The organism is Pedobacter mendelii (assembly GCF_014635725.1).
In the GTDB taxonomy this organism is placed as follows: Bacteria; Bacteroidota; Bacteroidia; order Sphingobacteriales; family Sphingobacteriaceae; genus Pedobacter; species Pedobacter mendelii.
Genome location: NZ_BMDJ01000001.1, coordinates 98,909 through 115,645 on the forward strand (window position 1 = coordinate 98,909; position 16,737 = coordinate 115,645).

Annotated in this window: 13 protein-coding genes and 1 pseudogene; 6 read left to right on the top strand and 8 right to left on the bottom strand. The window is 34.9% G+C overall.

Annotated elements, in window-relative coordinates; translation table 11 throughout:
* Positions 1-168: 168 nt before the first annotated feature.
* The 3 genes from IEV50_RS00415 (at position 169) to IEV50_RS00425 (ending at position 2,913) form a co-directional block, all read left to right on the top strand.
* On the top strand, positions 169-1,068 hold the full coding sequence (locus IEV50_RS00415; protein ID WP_188411275.1) for a nucleotidyltransferase family protein: 900 nt from the start codon (positions 169-171) through the stop codon (positions 1,066-1,068).
* Positions 1,059-2,132 carry a phosphotransferase enzyme family protein gene (locus tag IEV50_RS00420; protein WP_188411277.1) on the top strand — a complete coding sequence of 358 codons (1,074 nt, stop codon included), beginning with the start codon at positions 1,059-1,061 and terminating at the stop codon, positions 2,130-2,132. Before IEV50_RS00415 ends, IEV50_RS00420 begins: the two co-directional genes overlap by 10 nt.
* A 190-nt stretch (positions 2,133-2,322) precedes the next feature.
* Positions 2,323-2,913: a fasciclin domain-containing protein gene (locus IEV50_RS00425; RefSeq protein ID WP_188411279.1), complete on the top strand. Its 591-nt coding sequence runs from the start codon at positions 2,323-2,325 to the stop codon at positions 2,911-2,913.
* A gap of 174 nt (positions 2,914-3,087) precedes the next feature.
* Here the strand turns inward: IEV50_RS00425 and dnaK are convergent, their stop codons facing one another.
* A complete protein-coding gene (dnaK, locus tag IEV50_RS00430; RefSeq protein ID WP_188411281.1) occupies positions 3,088-5,001 on the bottom strand; it encodes a molecular chaperone DnaK in 1,914 nt (637 codons plus the stop codon).
* A gap of 765 nt (positions 5,002-5,766) precedes the next feature.
* Between dnaK and IEV50_RS00435 the strand changes: the two genes are divergently transcribed.
* A complete protein-coding gene (locus IEV50_RS00435) occupies positions 5,767-6,126 on the top strand; it encodes a DUF1304 domain-containing protein (RefSeq protein WP_188411283.1) in 360 nt (119 codons plus the stop codon).
* A gap of 166 nt (positions 6,127-6,292) precedes the next feature.
* On the opposite strand, the gene IEV50_RS00440 is transcribed toward IEV50_RS00435, so the two are convergent.
* Positions 6,293-7,498, bottom strand: coding sequence for a class I SAM-dependent methyltransferase (locus IEV50_RS00440; protein WP_188411285.1), 1,206 nt, complete (start codon positions 7,496-7,498; stop codon positions 6,293-6,295).
* A 290-nt stretch (positions 7,499-7,788) separates the two neighbouring features.
* Here IEV50_RS00440 and IEV50_RS00445 point away from each other — a divergent pair, with 290 nt between their 5' ends.
* Entirely contained in the window at positions 7,789-9,525 is a 1,737-nt protein-coding gene (locus IEV50_RS00445) for a GMC family oxidoreductase (protein WP_188411287.1), read from the top strand.
* 5 nt (positions 9,526-9,530) lie between these two features.
* Positions 9,531-10,163, top strand: coding sequence for a gluconate 2-dehydrogenase subunit 3 family protein (locus IEV50_RS00450; protein ID WP_188411289.1), 633 nt, complete (start codon positions 9,531-9,533; stop codon positions 10,161-10,163).
* A gap of 109 nt (positions 10,164-10,272) precedes the next feature.
* On the opposite strand, the pseudogene IEV50_RS00455 reads toward IEV50_RS00450, so the two are convergent.
* From IEV50_RS00455 to rpsM, 6 genes and pseudogenes are all read right to left on the bottom strand, one after another.
* A pseudogene (locus tag IEV50_RS00455) lies at positions 10,273-13,232 on the bottom strand (glycoside hydrolase domain-containing protein).
* Between the two features lie 160 nt (positions 13,233-13,392).
* Positions 13,393-13,929, bottom strand: a complete 537-nt coding sequence (rplQ, locus tag IEV50_RS00460; RefSeq protein WP_188411291.1) for a 50S ribosomal protein L17 — start codon at positions 13,927-13,929, stop codon at positions 13,393-13,395.
* 136 nt (positions 13,930-14,065) lie between these two features.
* Positions 14,066-15,058, bottom strand: a complete 993-nt coding sequence (locus IEV50_RS00465) for a DNA-directed RNA polymerase subunit alpha (protein ID WP_056097531.1) — start codon at positions 15,056-15,058, stop codon at positions 14,066-14,068.
* 85 nt (positions 15,059-15,143) lie between these two features.
* On the bottom strand, positions 15,144-15,752 hold the full coding sequence (rpsD, locus tag IEV50_RS00470; RefSeq protein WP_123206880.1) for a 30S ribosomal protein S4: 609 nt from the start codon (positions 15,750-15,752) through the stop codon (positions 15,144-15,146).
* 61 nt (positions 15,753-15,813) lie between these two features.
* On the bottom strand, positions 15,814-16,203 hold the full coding sequence (rpsK, locus tag IEV50_RS00475; protein ID WP_055910073.1) for a 30S ribosomal protein S11: 390 nt from the start codon (positions 16,201-16,203) through the stop codon (positions 15,814-15,816).
* Between the two features lie 143 nt (positions 16,204-16,346).
* Entirely contained in the window at positions 16,347-16,724 is a 378-nt protein-coding gene (gene rpsM / locus IEV50_RS00480) for a 30S ribosomal protein S13 (protein ID WP_056869760.1), read from the bottom strand.
* Positions 16,725-16,737 lie beyond the last annotated feature (13 nt).

A 16,737-nucleotide genomic window follows, 5' to 3' on the forward strand; every position in this document is an offset into this window, starting at 1 on the left:
TCTGCTATTACTGCTTTAACGAGTAAATTTTTTAGATTTTAAACCAATAATAAACCTATTATTGCTTTATTTAAAAAAAATCAGGATCTTAATAAATTATTTTAGTCATTAAATAAAATTAAACGCTTCCCTAATCAAAAATCAATTAGGGATTATTATTTTCGCAATATGAAACCTACGTTATTAATCCTAGCTGCCGGAATGGCAAGCCGTTACGGAAGCATGAAACAAATTGATGGATTTGGCCCTAATGGGGAAACCATTATCGATTATTCGATTTACGATGCAATCAATGCCGGCTTTGGCAAGGTTGTATTTATTATCAAAGAAGAATTTGTAGAAAACTTTAAAGCCATATTCGAACCAAAATTAAATGGAAGAATTGAAACGGATTATGTTTTCCAAAACTTTGATTTAAAACAATTTGGCATAGAAGAAGAAATATATAGAGAAAAACCTTGGGGTACGGCTCACGCAATTCTTTCGGCAAGAAAAGTGGTAAAAGAACCATTTTGTGTAATTAATGCAGATGATTATTACGGATACGACGCATTTAAAAAAATGGTCGATTTCCTGTCTGATGAGTCTTCAGAGAGTAATTTCTCCATCATAGGTTATGAGGTTGGCAAAACACTTTCAGAATTTGGTGCTGTTTCTCGTGGTGTTTGTAAAGTAGATGCATCAGGCAATCTGGAAGAAATTGTAGAACGCACAAAAGTTTATCCGAAAGATGATAAAATATTTTATGAAGAAGATGGTGAAGAATTTCCACTAAGTTTTGACACCCCAGTTTCGATGAATTTTTGGGGCTTTACCCCTGCTGTTTTCAAAATAACAGAAAAATTATTTGTAGAATTTGCATTAGCCAATAAGGATAAACCTAAAGCCGAATTCTTCATTCCTTTAATAGGCGAGAACTTAGTAAAAAGTGGAGAAGCAACTTTTAAAGTAGTACCGACTTCAAATAAATGGTTCGGCGTAACTTATAAAGAAGATAAACCTTATGTTCAAGATAGTATTAACCAATTGGTTAAAAACGGAACATATCCTGAAAAACTATGGAATTAAATTTAGATTCTGAAGTTTTAAAAGCATACGGGTACAATAAACAAAATATTAAAATTGCACAAATAGGTACGGGTTTAATTAACCGTACTTATTTGCTTTCTACCCAAGCAGAAGCAAAACAATATATCCTTCAAAACATTAATACTTCAGTTTTTAAAAATCCAAATGCAATTGCTGATAATCTCAAAAAAATTGCGGATTACCTGTTTAAAAGATATCCTGATTATCTTTTCATAAAATCAATTTCTACGATTAATGGGGAAGAAATGGCTCTGGTTAATAACGAGTACTGGAGAATGCTGCCATATATTCCTAATACGGTTTCGTTAGACGTACTAAGCGAACCAGATCAAGCTTACGAAGCAGCAAAACAGTTTGGAAAACTATGCCGATTGCTGAATAATTTTAAGGCGTCTGCTTTAGAACCAACAATTCCAGGTTTTCATGATTTAGCTTTCCGTTTTGACCAATTTACATCTGCTTTAAACGAAACATCTAAAGAACTAAAAGCGCAAGCAAAATACGAAATTGATAATGCTTTAGAACATAAATACATTTTAGATTACTTTAAATCTTATTCTCACAGAGCAGATTTCCCAGATCGGGTAATACACCACGACACAAAAATTAGCAACGTGTTACTTAACTCAAAAACATTCGAGGGCATTTGTGTTATCGATTTAGACACGATTATGCCAGGTAAATTCATCTCAGACTTAGGCGACATGTTGCGTACTTATCTCTGTGCGTTTTCAGAAAATGAAATTGATTTAAATAAAGTTAAAATACGCCTAAGTTATTTTGAAGCTACGGTTAAAGGTTATTTATCTGAAATGAAAAACATCCTAACTGATACAGAAAAAGAATTAATTTTATTTTCTGGCAGATATATAATCTACATGCAGGCCTTACGCTTTTTAACCGATTTTTTGAACGGAAACCGCTATTATCCAATAAATTATCCGACACAAAATTTGGATAGAACTAAAAATCAATTTAAGTTACTTCAGGAAATTTCTGCAAATGAAAAAGAATTGCAAAGTATAATCGACGAGAATTTGTAAATCTTGAATAATGAAAAATTAGATATTTGATTCTCTTTTCAGACAGGCAATTGAAAAAGCGTGAATATCTAGTTTTTGAAGGATTAAATTATGCAATCTAAATGTTACTTGTTTTTTTCTTAAGAAAAAACCATTTGCCAATTTCTATCGTAAGTACTCCAATTATAAACTTAAACAAAAAACAAAAAGCATGAAAAAGCAATTTTTAAGTCTAGCAATGGGTGTAACATTTTTAGCTTCTATCGTAGCTTGTAGTTCTCCTAAGAAAGATTCATCTGCAGACAGTACAGTAGTAGATTCTAGTGCAATGGCAATGGATACTACAGCAACAGAAACCGGTGTTGAAGTTGGCGGCGCAATGATGGTGCCTTCAAAAAACATTGTAGAAAACGCAATTGAATCTAAAGATCACACAACATTAGTAGCAGCAGTAAAACAAGCAGGTTTAGTTGAAACTTTAAGCGGTACAGGACCATTTACAGTATTTGCTCCAACAAACGAAGCATTTGCAGCAGTTCCTAAAGCTACTTTAGATGGTTTGATGAAACCAGAAATGAAAGCAGATTTAACTAAAATTTTAACTTACCACGTAGTTCCTGGTGCTTTAAAAGCTGCAGATTTGAAAGATGGTGAAGAGTTAACTACTGTACAAGGTGGTAAACTTAAAGTATCTGTTAAAGATGGTAAAGTGATGATTAACGGTGCAAACGTAACCATTGCCGATGTTGTTTCCAGCAATGGAATTACACACGTTATCGATGGCGTTTTAATGCCAAAATAATCTGGATTATTTTTGTTATCACCTTTCATTAATTTACAGCATTAAAATGCTAAAGAACTTCTGAAATTCAATACAACAAAAATTTATATTAAAAAAAAGCGTCCCGATGTAAAATCGGGACGCTTTTTTTATGGTTACTCAACTGAAAATTGTCAGTTAAAAACTAAAGATTGACTATTTTTTCTCTTCGTCTTTTACTTCTTCGAAATCAACATCAGTAACATTATCGCCACCAGCTTGAGGCTGACCATCAGCTTGTGGTTGTTCACCACCGCCTTGAGGTTGCTCACCAGCTTTGTACATTTCTTCTGAAGCTACATTCCATGCATTTTGCAATTCAGCTTGTGCTGCATCGATATCTGCAAAGTTACGAGACAAGTGTGCTGCTTTTAATTTTTCTAAACCAGCTTCGATTGGTGCTTTTTTATCAGCAGATAATTTATCACCAAACTCTTTTAATTGTTTCTCAGTAGAGAAAATTAATGCATCAGCACCGTTAATTTTATCAGCTTCTTCTTTTTGCTTAGCATCATCTGCAGCATTAGCTTCAGCTTCTTCTTTCATTTTCTTAATCTCTGCATCAGTTAAACCAGATGATGCTTCGATACGGATTTTTTGCTCTTTACCAGTAGCTTTATCTTTAGCACTTACATGTAAAATACCGTTAGCATCAATATCAAAGGCAACTTCTACCTGAGGCACACCACGTGGAGCTGGTGGAATACCATCTAAAATGAAACGACCAATTGTACGGTTTTGACCAGCCATAGGGCGCTCACCTTGTAAAATATGAATTTCTACTGATGGCTGATTATCAGCTGCAGTTGAGAAAGTTTCTGATTTTTTAGTTGGAATCGTTGTGTTAGACTCAATTAATTTAGTCATCACACCGCCCATAGTTTCAATACCTAATGATAAAGGCGTAACGTCTAATAACAATACATCTTTAACATCACCAGTTAAAACACCACCTTGAATAGCAGCACCGATAGCTACAACCTCATCTGGGTTAACACCTTTACTTGGCTCTTTACCGAAGAAAGCTTTAACTGCTTCCTGAATTGCTGGAATACGTGTTGAACCGCCAACTAAGATAATTTCATCGATATCACTTGTGCTTAAACCTGCATTTTTCAAAGCCGATTTACATGGATCGATAGTACGTTTAATTAAATCGCCAGCCAATTGCTCAAATTTAGCACGAGATAATGTACGCACTAAGTGTTTCGGTCCGCTAGCATCAGCAGTAATATAAGGTAAGTTAATTTCAGTTGATGTAGTGCTCGATAACTCAATTTTAGCTTTCTCTGCAGCTTCTTTCAAACGTTGTAAAGCCATTGGGTCTTTAGCCAAATCCATGCTGTTTTCAGCTTTGAATTCTTCTGTTAACCAATCAATAATAATGTGGTCAAAGTCATCACCACCTAAGTGTGTATCACCATCAGTAGATTTTACTTCGAAAACACCATCACCTAATTCTAAAACAGAAACATCATGCGTACCACCACCACAATCAAAAACAACAATTTTCATGTCTTTGTGTGCTTTATCTAAACCATAAGCTAAAGCAGCTGCAGTTGGCTCGTTAATGATACGTTTTACAGTTAAACCTGCAATTTCACCTGCTTCTTTAGTAGCCTGACGCTGTGCATCATTAAAATAAGCAGGTACAGTAATAACCGCTTCAGTAACTTCCTGGCCCAAGAAATCTTCAGCAGTTTTTTTCATTTTTTGTAAAATCATTGCAGAAATCTCTTGTGGAGTATATTTTCTGTCGTCGATTTCTACGCGAGGTGTGTTGTTATCACCCTTAACAACTTTATAAGGTACACGTCCGGCTTCTTTCGCACTTTCGTCGAAGCTGTTACCCATAAAGCGTTTAATCGAATATATCGTTTTTGTTGGGTTGGTTATAGCCTGACGTTTAGCAGGCTCGCCAACTTTACGCTCACCGTTTTCTGCAAAAGCAACAATAGACGGTGTAGTACGTTTACCCTCACTGTTTGCGATAACTACAGGCTCATTGCCCTCCATTACGCTCACGCAAGAGTTTGTTGTTCCTAAGTCTATTCCAATAATTTTTCCCATTGTATTTTTAATTTCTCTTTTAAAGTATTATAATTTCTACTGCTATTAAACAATGCTTGTGCCAATCGGTGTTTGGCAGATATTATTGCTAAAAGACTGATAAAATGTAAAAAAGGAGGCGATAGATTACTGACAGTGTGACAGAAAGAAGACTAAAGATTAAAGCCAAAAAGCTGGAGTGAAAATTAAATTTTAGAAAATACTTTGAAAATGAAAGTTAGAATCTTTTCGGGAACACCTGCCCCGCTGTCCACTTTACTCCGTTACACTTCGTGTTCGCTTCCATCGGGTTTATGAACGAAGTTTGAAGCTCTTGGGTAAGAAAAAACTCACCTCCATAAAAACTACCTCAACCCTCCTTGAAAATAAAGAAGAAATGTGGTTACTGAAGGTATAAAAATTTCTTCTAAAATGTTCGGTTAAAAGCACAGAATATTATTTAACAAATATTATTGCCACAATAAAAACTTTCGAAGTAGCGAGAACTGGCATTAGAAGATTTGGAATTAAATACCAATAAATCTTTATTTCAATTTTATTTCATAAACCAGTGAAATAAGAAATACTAAGAATGTTGTACAAATCTTAAATTGCCAGAAGAGTTCACACGGCTTAGGATTATGCCTAAAGATTTGTTGAGAATTTACAACAAAGCTTCGCAAGTCTTAATTTTTTTTTACTTTTTTATCAAGAAAAAAGTAAAAGCCTGCCTGGATAAGGCAAACCCAAAAATAATTGTATCTTCATTTTACCAAACAAAATAATATGCAACTAGCAGCACAAATTTTAATCGGCTTAATCGCCATTATCCACATTTACATCCTTTGGTTAGAAATGTTCGCATGGACAACCAAAGCACCGAAAGTTTTTACTATTTTACCCAAAGAACTTTTTCCTCAAACCAAAGTATTGGCAGCAAACCAGGGATTGTATAATGGATTTTTGGCCGCGGGCTTAATCTGGTCATTATGCATTAGCGACCATCAATGGAAATTCTATGTAGCAATATTCTTTTTAAGCTGTGTTCTAATTGCAGGAATTTATGGAGCAGCAACAGCAAGTAAAAAGATACTTTTTGTACAAAGCGTACCAGCATTAATTGCGTTGATTTTATTGCATTTGTAATTTTTCGTGGATAGGCAGGATTACAAGATAAGAGTTTCGATTTTTACTGTATAAGATATTTAAGAATCATGTAAACTGGATCTATGTTAAGATCGACTTTACTTCTTACATTCCTATATGGTGCATAATTCTCAAAATCTATTCCGTTACCTCTAGAAGTCTGTTATTACAATTCTAATAATCTTTCCAAGTGATGATAGCCAATCCCAAAATATTCTTTACTCGCTTTAATTTTCTGTAGAACTACCATTTGCTCCTCACTTATCGGACTTCCGATTAAAGACTTCGGACTTTTCTTAACTCCTACAACCAATACATTCTTTGGCGTATGCGCATCAGAAATAAATTCAAAAACCTTAGTCTTATATCCAAAGTATTCCAGAATTAAAGCACGAATCCCATCAGTAACCATTTCTGCCTGACGCTCTAAAAAGATGCCGTACTTGGTCAAAAACGAAACATCATTTTTTACTTTGTTTTTTTCAATCTCTCTGCGGATTTGTTTATGACAGCAAGGCGCAACTACAATTAATTCGGCTCCAGCTTTAATACCTTTAAAAATGGCATCATCTGTTGCAGTATCGCAAGCATGAAGCGCAATTAGTAGATTTACATTTCCTGCATTGTAATCTTCTATCGTTCCTTGCACAAAATTTAGTTGATCAAAAGCAGATTTCATTGCGACATCATTACATAAATCAACCATATCCTGACGATATTCAACACCAACAACCTCAGAATTTAATTTCAAAACCGAATGTAAATAATCGTACAAAGCAAAAGTTAAATAACCCTTACCCGAACCCATATCTGCCACCTTTTTAATCGTTCCATCAGGCAATTCTTTAATTAAAGAGCTTAATATTTCGATATAATGGTTAATCTGACGAAACTTATCCTGGGCATTTTTAAAAACTTTTCCATCAGCATCTGTAATCTTTAGTGCAGTTAAATATGATTTAGATTCTGCTTTAATTAATCTCAACTTCTCCTTATCATGACTACCGTCTGGAATAATCTTAGTTGATGGCGGCAATTCTCTTAAAACAATTTTTCCATTGTTCAATTCTTCAAAAACCAAATCCTTTTCTGTGGTGAACAATGTTCCAATTTTAAAACCAGTTTGTATATATTCAGAAACTAAGTTTAAGACTTCCATTAAATCGAAGTTCTTTACAACATCGCGGGTTTTGTATCGAAAGGTAAATGCAAATTTATCTTCACGTTTAATGATTACCCTTCTTACCAAAATCTGTTTCAGAGCCTCTTCTTCACCTTTATAATTCCCAAAAGTAATTTTTACAAAGTTTTGCAAATTTAAGCTATCTTCTACTGCAGATATGAATTGTTCTAAATGTTCTGAAAATACCATCAATTAAATTTATACCACAAAGATAAATCATTTTATTTGGAGCGCAATCTCGTGAAATAATGTAACAAATGAGCGACCAAGAAAATCTCCCGAATGTTGAAAATTTTTCAATTCAATAAATAATTATAAACTGAGAATCGCTTAACCAAAATAACTAATACGATTTAGGAATAAAAATTATCAACATTAATCTGTAATGATTCCAAAATAGAAAATGATTGATAATGTATTTTCTATTTCCAAAATTTAGTTTTAGATTAGGATTTTGATTATTTTCATAAACTTAATTCATGAGTGACTTTCAAATAAAAAAATCGCCAATTGTTTACGATGCCATTGTAGTTGGTTCAGGTGCGGGTGGTGGTATGGCTGCTTACGTACTTGCAAACGCAGGCCAAAAAGTTTTAATGCTCGAAGCTGGTCAATATTTCGACCCAAGATTGGATTCACATCAATTAAAATGGCCGTGGGAATCTCCTCGTCGTGGTGCAGGAACAACCCGTCCATTTGGAGACTTTGATGCTTCGTATGGTGGCTGGGAGTTAGAAGGAGAACCATATACTCAAAAAAATAAAACAGAATTCGAGTGGTTTAGGTCGCGTATGCTTGGCGGTCGTACGAATCATTGGGGTAGAATTTCATTGAGAATGGGTCCGCAAGATTTCAAACCAACTGATGGTTTAACAGATGAGTGGCCAATTACCTACAATGATGTGAAGCCTTTCTATGACAAGGTAGACCGAATGATAGGCATTTATGGAACGGTAGAGGGTTTAGAAAATGAACCTGATGGGATATTTATGAAACCACCAAAACCAAGATTGAATGAGCTTTTTATAAAAAAAGGTGCTGAAAAAGCAGGTGTCAAAGTAATTACAGGCCGTGGAGCAGTAATGACAGAATCCATAAAGGGAAATAACGACCGTGCTCCTTGCTTTTATTGTGGTCAATGTGGCCGAAGTTGTAAGGTTTATGGTGATTTCTCATCTTCTTCCTGCCTAGTTATCCCTGCTGTAAAAACTGGTAATTTAACAGTAATCACCGATGCTATGGTGCGTGAGGTAATCACAGATAAAGATGGAACTGCAAAAGGTGTTTCTTACGTTAATAGAAAAGATCTACAAGAATATCAGGTTAATGGTAAATTGGTTATTTTAGGTGCTAGTGCATGCGAATCAGCTCGTATTCTCTTAAACTCAAAATCTTCTGCTCACCCAGGTGGCCTGGCTAACAGCAGTGGTGTAGTTGGAAAGTATTTACACGACTCTACTGGTGCTGGCGTTTCTGGTTTTTTACCTCAATTAATGGATAGGAAACGTTACAATGAGGATGGCTTAGGGAGTGTGCACATTTATTCGCCTTGGTGGCTGGATAATAAAAAGCTAAACTTTCCCCGTGGCTATCACATTGAATATGGCGGAGGAATGGGTATGCCATCATACGGATTTGGTGGAGGCGTTTCAAAAATAAACGGAATGGTTCCAGATCGGAATGGAAACAAAAAAGAAGCAGGAGGTTACGGTAAATCTTTAAAAGATGATTATCGTCGCTTCTATGGTACAAATGTAGGAATGGCTGGTAGAGGAACAGCGATTGCTAGGGAAGACAATTATTGCGAAATAGACCCTAGTATGGTTGATAAATATGGTATTCCTGTACTAAGATTTAATTATACCTGGGCTAAAGAAGAGATTCTCCAGGCGAAACACATGCAAGAAACCTTCCTTTCTATTATGAAAGAAATGGGCGCAGTAGTTACTTCCGAAATTCATGGAGCAGATACAAATTATGGCTTATTAAATCCAGGAAAAATTATCCATGAGGTTGGAACAATCCGCATGGGCGATGACCCTAAAAAATCCGCTTTAAACAAATACTGTCAGGCGCATGATTGTAAAAATTTATTCGTTGTTGATGCTGGCCCTTTCGTACAGCAAGGTGATAAAAATGCAACATGGACCATTTTAGCCTTATCAATGAGAACCGCTGAATATATTTTGGCAGAAAAGAAAAAACAAAATATTTAAGAATTATGAACAGACGTGATTCCATAAAAGCATTAGGTATAACAGCACTAAGTACAGCTGTATTGGTTGAAGCCTGCAAACAACCAGAAACCAAAACTGAAGTTGCAGCGCCTAAGGAAACGGCCAAAGAAGCAGGAAGAGAACAATGGGAAATGGACAGGGACAAAAACCTTAAATCTGAAACATTTTTCACTAAACATGAAATGGCTACAATTACAGTTTTGGCAGATATAATAATTCCCAAAGATGACGTTTCAGGAAGCGCATCGGATGCGAAAGTTCCTGAGTTTATCGAATTCATCGTAAAAGATATCCCTGATCATAAAGTGCCAATGCGTGGTGGCCTAAAATGGTTAGATATTTATTGTTTTAATAAATTCCACAAATCATTTATTGAGGCATCAGAAAGTGAACAAATATCAGTAGTTGATGAAATTGCTTATCCTAAAAAAGCACGATCAGAAATGCAGGCAGGAGTTGCTTTTTTTAATAGAATGAGAGACTTAACAGCATCTGGGTTTTATACAACTGAAATTGGCGTTAAGGATATTGGTTATGCTGGTAATGCACCCAATCAGTGGGCTGGAGTACCTGATGATGTTTTGAAAAAATACGGCATGCAAAATGTAAAAATTTAATTTAGCAAGCTCATTTTTTCGACCATAGCGGAGAAATCTTTGTAATCAATTCAAAGATTTCTCCCTATTTACCGAAGTGACGTATATACTATATCCGTTTTTAAAGCTACTATTCAATAATTAAAATCAAACCTTTCCCTTTTTCAACCAAAATAGATTTTCCATCAGAGTAATTTCCTGCTGATTGAAATTTATCGATATTTGGAGCTGAAATTTTCGCTTTATCGGCTGTTATACCTAACTTATTCCAATCAATAGCCAGATTAATCTTAGTATCACTTTCATCCCAACTTGCCAAGGCAACCATCACTTTATTCTTTTGCTTATATACCGTAGTTAAAACTTTTGGATTATCAGTTTTAACAGGGCAGTTTCGCTCCAGTAACCTATCATCTTCGAGTCTTTAATCCCGAAGTCGCTCCACACTTTCCACAATGGTTTTGGGTCGCTCTTGTCCGACCAACCCAAGCGGCTCGTCATTCCATAAATCATTCCTCTCCACGGATTTCCATCATCTTGTAGCATTTCTCCCATTAAACCAAAAGGTATTCCACTCACCTCCGTTAAAAAGAAATCAGGATTATTTTTTTCATAATCAAAATATTCACCAAACCACAATCGGTTTAGGTAAGGGAAATGTTCCATGTATAAAATGGCGCTATTGTTAAAACCATCGCTTTTATTATACTGGTTTGCTGAATGCAAATCAATAATGCCTGGATGGTTATTTTGCGTTAAAACACGCTTTATCCGCTTCATTGTCACTCGGTCAAAAGCAACATCATCTAAGTAAACACCATCAATACCTACATTATTTACCAACCAATTCATGCCCTCCACATAATAATTATGCCAACGATTCATTCCACTATTAATGATTGCTGCATCTTTAATCTCAGGCACAAACCATGCAGCGATATAATTAGAATCTAAATGCTCCTGCAACCAACTGAAACCACCACCTTTTCCTGGCGAATAAACTTCAGTACCCAAACTTCTCAAAGCCGGCCACTCGTAAGCATGGTTGGAAAGCTCGCGAACAGTATTGTAAATTTTGACTTTTAATTCCTTTTGGTGTGCATTATCAACATAACTTTTCATCTTTTCCCATTCAATGAAAGGATAATTTATCCAAGGATTGATTGGCGTAGCGTGGTGAATATTTACAACCGTAGCACCAGTCGATTTAATAGAATCTAAATCTCCATACTTATGATAGAAGCGATTATCCCATTGAAAATTAGTATCCAATAAATGAAAAGGAGTTATTAGCAAATTAAAATTATAATATAGCACATCACCTTTTTTCATAGTCCTTGGCCCTGTAAAATTATCAGCCAGCATCGAACTTCCTTTTACATTAATCTGGATACCACCTTTGTTTTCATTCCCCCAAGATTTTGGAAGCAACAAAGGCTTTTGCAAATAAAAATTGGTGTTTAACGGGCGAACATAGTTTTCATCTCTCAAATTATAATATAAACCGGCGTTAACATTACCAATCCAAACTGCATCTTGATTTTTATTTGCTACATCCCACTTCCATTTTAAAGTATCTGGTCTTACTCCGCCTTTTTCGCCTAAACCCATCAGGTATTTTGTAGAACTCTTTTCAAAAGGAATGTGGAAATTAATATTGCTAAAATTTACATCCTTTAATGCTGTAACTTTTACAACATAATGCACATAGCCATCAAATTCTAATGCACCTTCCAAATCCATTTCTAAATTCTCTGAGGTATTTGTTGCCACCCATTTTACTATTCCCGCTTCTTTATTTGTAATTTGAAAATTACTAGACGTAAATTTCTCTTGAGTTTTAGGTGTATTGTAAAAATGAAAATGAAAAGGTTCGTATAATATATTATTTGGCTTTTCGGAATAAGCGGTCATCTCATCATTAAAAAAAGTTTGTATCTGTTTTGGGAAGCCATCTGCATTAATTTCAAATTTTCTGCCGAGCAATGAAATCATGTTCCCCTCAACTGTTAGCGGCGTGTAAGGTGCTACTACAGTATTTGCTTGCGCCATGGTAGAATTTAACCAAGTTAAACGGGTTTGTTTACTCGGAGTTCCAACACCGGCATCGGCCAAAACTTGGTTGGATACGGTCAATTTTAAATCTACAATGCTTGATTCACCGTTTGATTTAATTGTTAACCTTCCATTGTAGATACCGGCAGTTGTCGTGCTTGGAATATCAATTGTAATCCACATAGGCTGCACCTTTCCTGCTGCCACATTTACAACTTGTGTTAAAGGTTTATTGTTATAACTAGTGCCGTTTGTATTTAAACAGTTTATAAATTTTGATGGAATCACCTTTCCTTTTAATGTTCTTAAATCTCCAAAAGTAACCTTAACATTTTGCAAGTTTTTTAAAGCATAAATACCCAATTGAAATGCATAATTTTCACCTCTATTAGCAGAGCCACAAAAAGATTTAGACACTCCCTTTTGTATCCACCGATAGGGCAAATCGTTTTGCATTTTGATGGGATACATTCTATCTTCCGGAAAAACGATAAAAGATGTAGCTGCATATTTTGATTTTAAAGCAACTGTTTCTTTCGCTGTTGCAATAACTTCCATAGGATAGAAAGAGTTAAATGCATCAACAGATTGAATTTCTAAAACAGGTGAATTAACAGGTACCTTGTTAGATTTATTGGGGGCAGTGTAATTCGCCTTTAAATAAACGCCTTTGGGATAATTACTTCTACCTTCATTTTTATAAGGTAAGTAATAAACAAAGTATTTACCTCTGTTGGTGGCTTCAAAATAAATATCTGCACTTTCACGATTAAAGTTTTCAACTCCCAAAACCTTAACGTCATTGCCATTTGCATCTTTTATAATTAGCTTCTTATTTTCTGGGTGTTCGTCTCTTCTTCTCCAATCTATTTTGGTATGTGCCACCCTTCCACTTCCATTATAAAGAACAATAACCCTATGGTTACCTAAAGAATCTGCATTCCATTGATTGTTTCCATTTGTATATTTTAAAGTTTGCGCATTTAAAGAAGATGCAAAGCAAAGCAGGCAGATGAAGATAAACTTAAATGTCATTACAGATATTAATTTAGGCTAATTTATAGATACCGAACTGAAATATCGCTTTGTAATGAAAAAATGAGGCAAACGTTTGATTAAAGGATATTATTGTAAACAAAAAAAGTCCTGTTCGAGTGAACAGGACTTTTCAAAACTTAAAGTATAGTGAATTAAACTATTCTCCTTTTGATTCTTCTGTAGTTTTTTCAACAGCAGGAGTTTCTTCAACGGGAGCAGATTCTTCAGTAGTTTCAGCTTTTGCTTCTGTAGCTTTAGGTGCTGCAGCTGTTTTACTTCTACCACGACGAGTTGTTTTCTTCTCTTCTTTAGCTTCTACATCTTTACCGTAAACAGTATTGTAATCTACCAATTCAATTAAAGCCATTTCAGCATTATCACCTAAACGATTATTTAATTTAATGATACGTGTATAACCACCCGGACGGTTTGCAACTTTCTCAGCAATTTCGCGGAATAAAATTGTTACTACTTCTTTATCTTGTAAGTAAGCAAATACAGTACGACGAGAGTGTGTAGTATCACTTTTAGATTTAGTGATAATTGGCTCAACATACATACGTAAAGCTTTTGCTTTAGCTAAAGTTGTTGTAATTCTTTTGTGCAAAATAAGTGATGAAGCCATATTAGCTAACATCGCTTTTCTGTGGCTTGCGGTTCTACCTAAGTGGTTTACTTTTTTACCGTGTCTCATTGTTTTTTAATTGAGTGCATACCGTCTCGTTGCAATTAAGCTGAGGGAATTATGCACTGTGAAATAATATTTAATTTTCAACCTCAATTCACAGCTTTCAGTTTCTAGAACTGAAAACAGTTAACTGAATACTGAATTATTCTTCGTCTAATTTAAATTTAGACAGGTTCATACCAAATGATAAACCTTTTGATTTTACTAATTCTTGAATCTCAGTTAAAGATTTTTTACCAAAGTTTCTGAATTTCAACATATCAGCAACGTCGTAAGATACTAAATCAGCTAAAGTACGAATATCAGCAGCTTTTAAGCAGTTTAATGCTCTAACTGATAAATCCATATCAACTAACTCAGTTTTTAAGATTTTACGCATGTGTAAAATTTCCTCGTCAACTTCTTTAGTTTCTTCTTTTGCTTGAGATTCTAATACTAAGTTCTCATCAGAGAATAGCATAAAGTGTTGGATAAGAATTTTAGCCGCTTCTTTTAATGCCTCTTCAGGATGAATTGAACCATCTGTAGAAATATCTAATACCAATTTCTCATAATCCGTTTTTTGTTCAACACGGAAGTTTTCAATTGTATATTTTACGTTTTTCATTGGAGTGTAGATCGAATCGATAGCGATAACACCTACAACAGCATCAGCAACTTTATTTTCTTCAGCAGGTACATAACCACGTCCTTTATTGATGGTTAATTCCACTTCTAAAGTAACAGATTTATCCATATTGCAAATAACATGCTCAGGATTTAATACTGTAAAGTTGTTAGAGAATTTAGTGATATCACCAGCTTTGAACTGATCCTGACCGTTAACAATGATAAATACTTTTTCAGCATCACCAGAATCACCAGTTTTCTTAAAACGTACTTGCTTTAAATTTAAGATGATATCAGTTAAATCTTCTACAACACCTTTCATGGTAGAAAACTCATGCGAAACGCCTGAAAAACGAATAGTAGTAATAGCATAGCCTTCTAATGAAGAAAGTAAAATTCTTCTTAAGGCATTACCAATTGTTACACCGAAACCGGGCTCTAAAGGACGAAATTCAAATATGCCATCGAAATCAGTTGATTTCTGCATGATCACTTTGTCTGGTTTCTGAAATGCTAAAATTGCCATTTATATTTTTTTAAATTCGTTATTGAATATATAGTAACATGAAAAAAGTTAATTACCCTTTTGAGGTAATTAACTATATCATTTATTACTTTGAGTATAACTCGATAATTAAGTTTTCCTTAATGTTTTCAGGAATCTCGTCGCGTTGTGGATAAGTTAAAAACTTACCTGTTAATTCGCCAGAATTCCACTCTAACCAAGCAAACTTGTTAATAGTTCTGCCTGCAACTGAGTTACTAATTGATTCTAATGATTTTGATTTCTCACGAACCGCAATCACATCACCAGCTTTTAACTGATATGACGGGATATTTACAACTTCACCATTTACAGTTACGTGTTTGTGGCTAACCAACTGGCGTGCACCAGAACGAGTTGTTGCAATACCTAAACGGTAAACTGTATTATCTAAACGTGCTTCTAATAATTGAAGTAAGTTATCACCGGTAATACCAGCACGAGAAGATGCTTTTTTAAACAAGTTACTGAACTGTTTTTCTAATACACCATAAGTGTATTTAACTTTTTGTTTCTCCATTAACTGGATAGCATATTCAGATTGTTTTCCTCTTCTTTTTGATGAGCCATGTTGCCCAGGAGGATAATTTTTTCTGTCTAACACTTTATCAGGACCGAAAATTGGTTCTCTGAATTTACGTGCGATTTTACTTTTTGGGCCTGTATATCTTGCCATTTTTGTTGTGTTTTAAAGTATCATCCAACCTTTAGCTGGCGATTCTTAGCTTTAAAATTAATTAAACTCTTCTCTTTTTAGGAGGACGACATCCGTTATGAGGAAGTGGAGTGATATCTTTGATAGACATTACTTCAATACCTGCTACTTGTAAAGTTCTGATTGCAGATTCACGACCTGAACCCGGACCTTTTACAAATACTTCAACTTTACGTAAACCTAAGTCAAATGCAACTTTACCGCAATCTGAAGCTGCTTGACCAGCTGCATAAGGTGTGTTCTTTTTAGAACCTTTAAAGCCCATTTTACCAGCAGAAGACCATGAGATAGTCTGTCCGTTGTTGTTCGTTAACGTAACGATAATGTTGTTAAACGTAGCGTTAATATGTGCCTGACCAACAGACTCTATAACAACAATACGCTTTTTGGTAACTTTTTTACTCTTAGCCATTTTTTCTTTTAGATTTTAGATATGAGAATTGAAGCATGAGATTTTCTCTACCCCGGCACTCAGTATCCTAATTTTTATCTTTTTAATCCAGATTTGAGCAGATTTAGATGCAATTCTAAAACCTCACTTCTCACATCTATCTATTATTTAGTAGCTTTTTTCTTGTTAGCAACTGTTTTTCTCTTACCCTTACGAGTACGTGAGTTGTTTTTAGTACGCTGACCACGAGAAGGTAAACCTTTTCTGTGACGCAAACCACGGTAACAACCAATATCCATTAAACGTTTAATGTTTAATTGAACCTCTGAGCGTAAAGCACCTTCTACTTTTATCTCATCGTTAATCATTGTACGAATTGCTGATAACTCATCATCAGACCAATCTTGTACTTTTTTGTTAAGATCTATACCTGCTGTTGTTAAAATACGTTGTGCAGTCGTTTTACCTATACCGTAGATATATGTTAAACCAATCTCTCCTCTTTTGTTTCTTGGTAGATCAATACCTGAAATCCTTGCCATATTTATTTATGTT

What these genes read in the sequence shown, in the direction of transcription:
- IEV50_RS00415 (WP_188411275.1), top strand. Translation starts at nt 169, where the DNA reads ATGAAACCTACGTTATTAATCCTAGCTGCCGGAATGGCAAGCCGTTAC.
- IEV50_RS00420 (WP_188411277.1), top strand. Translation starts at nt 1,059, where the DNA reads ATGGAATTAAATTTAGATTCTGAAGTTTTAAAAGCATACGGGTACAAT.
- IEV50_RS00425 (WP_188411279.1), top strand. Translation starts at nt 2,323, where the DNA reads ATGAAAAAGCAATTTTTAAGTCTAGCAATGGGTGTAACATTTTTAGCT.
- dnaK (WP_188411281.1), bottom strand. Translation starts at nt 5,001, where the DNA reads ATGGGAAAAATTATTGGAATAGACTTAGGAACAACAAACTCTTGCGTG.
- IEV50_RS00435 (WP_188411283.1), top strand. Translation starts at nt 5,767, where the DNA reads ATGCAACTAGCAGCACAAATTTTAATCGGCTTAATCGCCATTATCCAC.
- IEV50_RS00440 (WP_188411285.1), bottom strand. Translation starts at nt 7,498, where the DNA reads ATGGTATTTTCAGAACATTTAGAACAATTCATATCTGCAGTAGAAGAT.
- IEV50_RS00445 (WP_188411287.1), top strand. Translation starts at nt 7,789, where the DNA reads ATGAGTGACTTTCAAATAAAAAAATCGCCAATTGTTTACGATGCCATT.
- IEV50_RS00450 (WP_188411289.1), top strand. Translation starts at nt 9,531, where the DNA reads ATGAACAGACGTGATTCCATAAAAGCATTAGGTATAACAGCACTAAGT.
- rplQ (WP_188411291.1), bottom strand. Translation starts at nt 13,929, where the DNA reads ATGAGACACGGTAAAAAAGTAAACCACTTAGGTAGAACCGCAAGCCAC.
- IEV50_RS00465 (WP_056097531.1), bottom strand. Translation starts at nt 15,058, where the DNA reads ATGGCAATTTTAGCATTTCAGAAACCAGACAAAGTGATCATGCAGAAA.
- rpsD (WP_123206880.1), bottom strand. Translation starts at nt 15,752, where the DNA reads ATGGCAAGATATACAGGCCCAAAAAGTAAAATCGCACGTAAATTCAGA.
- rpsK (WP_055910073.1), bottom strand. Translation starts at nt 16,203, where the DNA reads ATGGCTAAGAGTAAAAAAGTTACCAAAAAGCGTATTGTTGTTATAGAG.
- rpsM (WP_056869760.1), bottom strand. Translation starts at nt 16,724, where the DNA reads ATGGCAAGGATTTCAGGTATTGATCTACCAAGAAACAAAAGAGGAGAG.